Consider the following 6,769-nt stretch of genomic DNA (forward strand, 5'->3'; position numbering starts at 1 on the left):
CGACCTGGACGCCAGCAAGGCCGCCATCGCCGTGCTCAAGAGGGGCGGCAACGCCATCGACGCCGCCGTGGCCGCCGGAGCCGTGCTCGGCGTGACCGAGCCCTACTCGGCCGGCCTGGCCGGCGGCGGCTTCATGGTCTACTACGACGCCCAGCGCCGCAAGGTGATCACCCTCGACGGCCGCGAGACCGCGCCCCAGGCCATGACCTCGACGACGCTGGAGGGCATCCCGTTCGACGAGGGCGTCACCAGCGGCCTGTCGGCGGGCATCCCCGGCACGCTCGCGCAGTGGGACACCGCCCTGCGCCGCTACGGCACCCTGTCGCTGAGACAGGCGCTCCAGCCCGCGATCGAGGTCGCCGAGAAGGGCTTCGTCGTCGACCAGACCTTCTTCGACCAGACCGCCGCGAACGCCGCCCGTTTCAAGGACATCACCTCCACCGCCAAGCTCTACCTCCCGAACGGCGCCCCGCCGCCCGTCGGCTCCGTCTTCAGGAACCCCGAGCTGGCCGCCACCTACCGCGAGGTGGGCAGGCGCGGCATCGGCTGGCTGTACGGCGGGCAGCTCGGCAAGGAGGTCGTCGCCACGGTCAAGCAGCCGCCCGTCACCCCCGGCGCCACCCGCAACGTGCGCCCCGGCCTGATGGAGCTGTCGGATCTGCGCTCGTACCGGGTCATCCAGCGCGAGCCCACCCGCAACGACTACAACGGCATGCAGGTGTACGGCATGGCGCCCCCGTCCTCCGGCGGCTCGACCGTGGGGGAGGCGCTCAACATCCTGGAGGCGCTGCCCAGCGTCGGCCTCCACGAGTACCTGGAGGCCTCCCGCCTGGCCTTCGCCGACCGCAACAAGTACGTCGGCGACATCCCGAACGTGCCGCTGAAGGAGCTGCTGTCCGACGGCTTCGCCAAGGAGCGCGCCTGCCTCGTCGGTGAGCGCGCCATGGCCCACCCGGCCCTGCCCGGCAACCCGGACGGCCGGTACGAACCGTGCGCCACCCCGTCAGGCACCGCCACCGCGACCACGGACGAAGGCCCCGAGACCACCCACATGACCATCACCGACCGGTGGGGCAACGTGATCGCCTACAACCTGACGATCGAGTCCACCGGCGGCAACGGCATCGTGGTGCCCGGCCGTGGCGTGCTGCTCAACAACGAGCTGACGGACTTCACCTTCGGTCCCGCCCCCGGCGACCCGAACCTGCCCGGCCCCGGCAAGCGCCCGCGCTCCTCGATGGCGCCCACGCTGGTCTTCGACCACGGCGCGCCGCTGCTGGCGGTCGGCTCGCCCGGCGGCTCGACGATCATCACGACCGTGCTGCAGATCCTGGTCAACCGGTTCGAGTTCGGGATGAACCTGCCGGACGCGCTCGCCGCGCCCAGGGCGACGCAGCGCAACACCGCGCAGACGCTGGCCGAGCAGGCGTTCCTGGACAGGTACCGGGCCGAGCTGGAGGCGCGCGGGCACAGCCTCGCGGTCAACCCGGAGATCGGCGCGGCCAGCGCGCTGGAGTTCCTCGGCAGGGGCAAGGTGCAGGCGGTCGCCGAGCCGGTCCGGCGGGGCGGCGGCAGCGCGCTCGTGGTCAGCTCCCGCTAGTAGATCAGCTCGTACGCGCCGGGCTTCATCTTCCTGGTACGCGCCCAGTACTCGAAGGTGAAGCCCGGCCAGAGCGTCCGGTTCACTCCGTGCTCGTCCAGGTACCAGGACCTGCAGCCGCCGGCGTTCCATACGAGCGGGTTCAGCCGCTCCTGCAGCCGCCGGTTGAACTCCCGCTGCCGCTCGGGCCTGACGTCGAGCGCCCTGGCCTTGGTCCTGGACAGCAGCCGCAGGCAGTCCATGACGTACCGGACCTGCGACTCGATCATGAACACGACCGAGTTGTGGCCGAGCCCGGTGTTGGGGCCGAGCAGGAAGAACAGGTTCGGGAACCCGGCCGTCGAGATGCCGAAATATGTCTCGATGCCGTCCTGCCAGGCGTCCTGGATCTTCAGGCCGTTCCGGCCGGCGATGTGCTGGCGCTGGAGCGCGTCCGTCACCTTGAAGCCGGTGCCGTAGACGATCACGTCCACCTCGTGCTCGGCGCCGGTGGCGTTGATGATCGAGTGCTCCCTGATCTCGGTGATCGCGTCGGTGACGAGCGAGACGTTCGGCCTGCTCAGTGCCGGATAGTAGTCGCTGGACAGCAGGATGCGCTTGCAGCCGATGGTGTAGTCGGGGGTCAGCCTGCGGCGCAGCTCCGGATCGGGCACCTGGGTCTCCAGGTGCTTGAGCGCCAGCGTCTCCGGCACCTTCATGAGCCTCGGGTCGATGGTGAAGCCCACCGCCCTGGTCTCCAGCGCCCAGTAGAGGGCGTTGCGGAGGGTCCTGGCCGCGCCGGGCAGCCGCAGGGCGCGCCGCGCGCGGGGGGAGAAGGCGAAGTCCGGCTTGGGGTGGATCCACGGGGGTGTCCGCTGGAACACGGTGAGCTGCCTGGCCTGCTCGGCGATCCGCGGGACGAACTGGATGGCCGAGGCGCCGGTGCCGATGACGGCGACCCGCTTGCCGGTCAGGTCGACGGAATGGTCCCACTCGGCGGAGTGGAAGGCCGTACCCCGGAACACCCCACGTCCCGAAATTTCGGGAAAAGACGGGATGTGGAGGGCGCCGATGCCCGACACGACCGCGTTCGTCCGCAACACCGTGCCGTCTTCCGTGGTCACGTCCCACTGCCGCGCCGCGTCGTCGTACTCCAGCGCGACGACGTGCCTGCCGTACCGGATGTGCGGGGTGACGCCGTACTTGTCGGCGCACCTGCGCATGTACTCCCAGATCTCCTCCTGCGGGGAGAACATCCGCGACCAGCCCGAGTTCAGCTCGAACGAGTAGGAGTACATGTGCGACGGCACGTCGCAGGCGCAGCCGGGGTAGGTGTTGTCGCGCCAGGTGCCGCCCAGCTCGGCGGCCTTCTCCAGGATGACGAAGTCGTGGTACCCGGCGGCCTTGAGCTTGATCGCCATGCCGACCCCGGCGAACCCGGAGCCGATGATCACGATCCCCGCCGTCTTATTGGACACGCCGTCCAATGTAATGAATCGGTATAGGTTAGTCCAGAGTCGCACACCGACCGGTTGGTATGCCATACCTCACATCTGGCGCCAGGCACACGAAAAGCGCCGAGAGCGGGTTGCCTTCGGCGCTCTGGAGGGCGGGGCTTAGCGGAGGACTAGGAAGGCGGTGACGCCGATGATCACGACGACGGCCGCCACGATGAGGATCGGCAGCAGCGGCGACTTCTTGGTCGGCGCCTGCTCGGCCTCGCTCCGCTGCGCGAACGCGCGGAACTGCTGAGTGCTGCCCGCTGGGTCAATATGCTGGTCAGACATGCCCAGCAGCTTAGCGTGATCGCCTGGTGTGTTTGTGGCTTTCTGCGTGATGTGTGTAGATGGGCTGATTAGGGGACCGGCCGGGTGGCCGGATAGCTTGGACGCATGCTCAGGACCCTGTTCTCGCCCCGCATCGTGGGGCTGCACCTGCTGACGATCGGGGTCCTCGTCGCGTTCATCCTGCTCGGGCGCTGGCAGCTCGGCGTGTTCGAGGAGTCGGGCAGGCCGCACGCCGCCGTCGACCCCGCCCCCGTCCCGGTCGCCACGCTGTCCCAGGTGGGGGCGCAGCTCACGGGCGAGGCCGTGAGCCGCAGGGTCTCCGCGCAGGGCGTCTACGACTCCTCCCGCCAGCTCCTGGTCGCCGACCGGCAGCCCGACGTGGACGCGCCCGGCGGCCGCGCCTCGCGCGGGGAGGGCTACTGGGTGCTCACGCCGCTCAAGCTCGACGACGGCACGCTGATGCCGGTCGTACGCGGCTGGACGGCCGAGCCGGCCGAGCCGGTGGCCGCGCCGGAGGGCAGGGTCGAGGTGGCCGGGCGGCTGCGCCCGCAGGAGAGCTCCGACAGCGTGCAGCGACGCACGGAGAGCCTGCCCGAGGGGCAGGTGCTGACGGTGTCCACGGGCGAGCTGATCAACCTGTGGAGCGGGCAGAAGGTGCGCAACGGCTACGTCGTGGCCCAGCCGCCCTCCGGCGCGCTGACGCAGGTCAAGGTATCGGCGCCGGTCGTCGGCGGCGAGCTGACCTGGCGCAACCTGGCCTATGCCGCCAACTGGTGGATCTTCGCCGGATTCGCCGTGTTCATGTGGTACCACTTCGTCCGCGACGCCGTACGGAGCGACCGCGCGGCGAAAACCCCTGAGATGGTTCTGGAAGGTTAACGGTGGAATCGGCTCTGAAGCCCTTCCGGGCGCTCGCCTACGTCGTGGGCGTCATGCTGCTCGTGCTGTGCGTGGCCATGGTGCTCAGGTACGGCTTCCAGATCGAGGGCATGTCGAAGATCGTGGCCCCTATCCACGGCTTCCTCTACATGGTCTACCTGATCACGGTGATGAACCTGGGCATGAAGGCGCGCTGGAGCTGGCCGTACATGCTGGGGATCATGCTCGGCGGCACGGTGCCGTTCCTGTCGTTCTACGTCGAGCGGCGGGTGACCAGCAGGGTGCAGACGGCGTTGGCGGGGGCCTGAGGGTCGGCGGAGGCCTTCGCCCCTCGCCGCCGTGAGCCCCCGCCGGGCACTCAGCTGCCGATGCCGCGCCTGCGAGCGCGCTTGAGCCGCTCGCGCTGCGACGGGTCCAGCATCATGTAACCGACGACTGGGGCCGCTACCACGCCGAGGACGACCAGCAGAGTGATCCAGCCGGTCCCGAAGATGATCAGCGAGAGCAGGACGGCGGCACCCGCTCCGATGGCGTACTTCTGTACTGGCGACATCCCCAACCCTCCGAACGCGGAGCGCTCGCCCCGCCTCTCCCACATTGTGCGTCGCCGGTACAACGCGTGAACCTCTCCTGTGGTTCCAATCGCGATGTATCTCAAAAAAGATCGCGCTAGAAGAGGTCGGCCACGGCCTGGAGGTCCTTGCGCAGGGCGTCCGGGCCGGGGCGGTGCGCAGGGAAGCCCGACAGCAACCGGAACAGGATCGGCGCCAGCGCGCCCGCCCTCGCCAGCGGCGCGCCCGGCGCCGGCGGATGCCCCTCCACCGCCGCGAACAGCGTGGCGCCCAGCGACCACAGGTCCGCCGCCGGGCCCGGGACCCGCTCGGGCGCCGTGTAGGCCGGGATCGTGGCCGGCATCACCGGCACGTGCGACACCGGCGCGGGCAGCGGCGCCGTGGCCAGCACGGCGTGGCCGTCCTCGCCGAGCAGGACGTTCCCTGGCTGGACCCCGCCGTGGTGGGTGCCCTGCGCGTGCAGGACGGCGAGCTGGTCGAGCACGGACAGGCCGATCTCGGCCACCCGCTGCGGCGGCAGCGGCCCGCCCACGGCGATGACGTGCCCGAGCGTCTGCTGCACGGCGAGCCGGTCGAGCATGTCCTCCACCACCTCGATCGGCGGCGGCCCCGCCGGGTCCAGCATGGCCCTGACCAGCCACCTGAACGCGTCGGTGCTCTCGGCCGGCGCCCGGCCAGGAGGGCGGCCCTCCACGGCGAAGTGCAGCGTCGCGGCCATCGACCACATGTCCGCCTGCGGCCGCATGCCCAGGCCCGGCAGCCCGAACCCGGTGAGCACCGCCCGGCCCGTCGAGGTCAGCAGCACGTTGCCCGGGTTGACCCGCCCGTGCACGATGCCCGCCTCGTGCGCGGCCCGCAGCGCCGACAGCAGGCACACGCCCACCCTGGCCGCCTGCTGCACCGGCAGCGGGTGCCGCGTCTCCACGGTCTTCTCCAGCGAGGTGCCGGAGACGAACTCCATCACCAGCCACGGCTCCTCGTGCTCCACCACCACGTCGAGCACCGGCACCACGGAGGCATGACGCAACCCCGCCGCGCGGCGCGCGTCCTGCAACGCGGACTCGCGTAGCTCGGCGGGCACCCGCAGCTCCCGGACCGCGACATCACGATGCTCTGCCTCGTCGAACGCCAGCCGCACGGAACCCGCTCCCAACGGATTCAGCAGCCGGTATCGACCGGCGAGTTTCCTGGTCTCTCCCATCCCGAGGTGCACGATAGCGCCCGGTCTCCGGCCAAGGCCATGGGCTAGAGGTGGGTTCCCGCGAGCCACTTTTCGTGGGCCTCCCGCACCCTGTCGAACAGGGCCTCTTTCTCCCCCTCCGTCACGTCGTCCAGCCGCAGCCCGAACACGTCCGACAGCGCCGCGTAATAGTCGCGGGCGGTGTGCAGAGTGATGGAGTGGGCGCCGTTGCCGATCCGGGACAGCACCAGCCCGCGCACCACGTCCACGCCCGAGGCGTCCCGCCGCGCGACCGTGGCCACCCGGACGAACCCCGAGTCCGGAGAGGTCGACAGATACCTGTGCATCTCGGTGAACGCCGACATCTCCGCTGCCTCAACGCCGAAGTCCATGCCCTGGAACGAACCGCTCGGGTCGTGCTCGAACCGCCACCCTCCGGGCGCCACCTGCGAGGGGCGCAGCGCGTACGAGAAGGGGCCCTGCTGGTAGACGCCCTCGACCAGGGGCAGCGGCTCGTGCAGCGCGTCGCCCAGCCCCAGGTCGGCCAGCCACTCGCCGCCCGGATTGCCGGCGGACGGCAGCCCGCGGACGGTGAGCACCAGGTGGTTGGCCGTGATGCCGGGCCGGCTGCCGCGGTTCTGGACGCCGCCGACGTGCCTGGTGACGTCGTAACCCAGCTCCCTGAGCAGCAGCGAGAACGCGCCGTTCAGGTGGTAGCAGTAGCCGCCGCGGCCGCCGATGATCCGCGCGGCCGACTCGGCGGGGTCGGCCG

Annotated in this window: 8 protein-coding genes; 3 read left to right on the forward strand and 5 right to left on the reverse strand. The window is 70.5% G+C overall.

Features of this window, described 5'->3' with window-relative positions; all coding sequences use genetic code 11:
- Positions 1 to 1,600: gamma-glutamyltransferase family protein (locus KME77_RS28855; RefSeq protein ID WP_219472346.1), on the forward strand; the 1,600-nt coding region annotated here is incomplete at its 5' end.
- Here KME77_RS28855 and KME77_RS28860 read toward each other — a convergent pair.
- Both KME77_RS28860 and KME77_RS28865 read right to left on the reverse strand, forming a co-directional pair.
- Positions 1,597 to 3,057 (reverse strand): flavin-containing monooxygenase, encoded by a 1,461-nt coding sequence (locus KME77_RS28860; protein ID WP_308250956.1) that lies wholly within the window; start codon positions 3,055 to 3,057, stop codon positions 1,597 to 1,599. The two genes, KME77_RS28855 and KME77_RS28860, sit on opposite strands and share 4 nt — an antisense overlap.
- A gap of 138 nt (positions 3,058 to 3,195) precedes the next feature.
- Positions 3,196 to 3,366: a hypothetical protein gene (locus KME77_RS28865; protein WP_219472350.1), complete on the reverse strand. Its 171-nt coding sequence runs from the start codon at positions 3,364 to 3,366 to the stop codon at positions 3,196 to 3,198.
- A gap of 105 nt (positions 3,367 to 3,471) precedes the next feature.
- Here KME77_RS28865 and KME77_RS28870 point away from each other — a divergent pair, with 105 nt between their 5' ends.
- Together KME77_RS28870 and KME77_RS28875 are read left to right on the forward strand one after the other, a co-directional pair.
- Positions 3,472 to 4,245, forward strand: coding sequence for an SURF1 family protein (locus tag KME77_RS28870; protein WP_219472351.1), 774 nt, complete (start codon positions 3,472 to 3,474; stop codon positions 4,243 to 4,245).
- 2 nt (positions 4,246 to 4,247) lie between these two features.
- A complete protein-coding gene (locus tag KME77_RS28875; RefSeq protein WP_219472353.1) occupies positions 4,248 to 4,553 on the forward strand; it encodes a DUF3817 domain-containing protein in 306 nt (101 codons plus the stop codon).
- Positions 4,554 to 4,603: 50 nt separating this feature from the next.
- Here KME77_RS28875 and KME77_RS28880 read toward each other — a convergent pair whose 3' ends face one another.
- The 3 genes from KME77_RS28880 to KME77_RS28890 form a co-directional block, all read right to left on the reverse strand.
- Positions 4,604 to 4,798 (reverse strand): tail-anchor membrane protein, encoded by a 195-nt coding sequence (locus KME77_RS28880; protein WP_219472356.1) that lies wholly within the window; start codon positions 4,796 to 4,798, stop codon positions 4,604 to 4,606.
- A gap of 116 nt (positions 4,799 to 4,914) precedes the next feature.
- On the reverse strand, positions 4,915 to 5,955 hold the full coding sequence (locus KME77_RS28885; RefSeq protein WP_219472359.1) for a protein kinase domain-containing protein: 1,041 nt from the start codon (positions 5,953 to 5,955) through the stop codon (positions 4,915 to 4,917).
- 107 nt (positions 5,956 to 6,062) lie between these two features.
- Positions 6,063 to 6,769: arylamine N-acetyltransferase family protein (locus KME77_RS28890; protein ID WP_219472362.1), on the reverse strand; the 707-nt coding region annotated here is incomplete at its 5' end.

The sequence above is a fragment of the Nonomuraea rhizosphaerae genome, from assembly GCF_019396405.1.
Classification (GTDB): domain Bacteria; phylum Actinomycetota; class Actinomycetes; order Streptosporangiales; family Streptosporangiaceae; genus Nonomuraea; species Nonomuraea rhizosphaerae.

Bases quoted from the DNA above. Each gene is read 5' to 3' on its own strand.
- KME77_RS28865 (WP_219472350.1), bottom strand. From the start codon at position 3,366: ATGTCTGACCAGCATATTGACCCAGCGGGCAGCACTCAGCAGTTCCGC.
- KME77_RS28870 (WP_219472351.1), top strand. From the start codon at position 3,472: ATGCTCAGGACCCTGTTCTCGCCCCGCATCGTGGGGCTGCACCTGCTG.
- KME77_RS28880 (WP_219472356.1), bottom strand. From the start codon at position 4,798: ATGTCGCCAGTACAGAAGTACGCCATCGGAGCGGGTGCCGCCGTCCTG.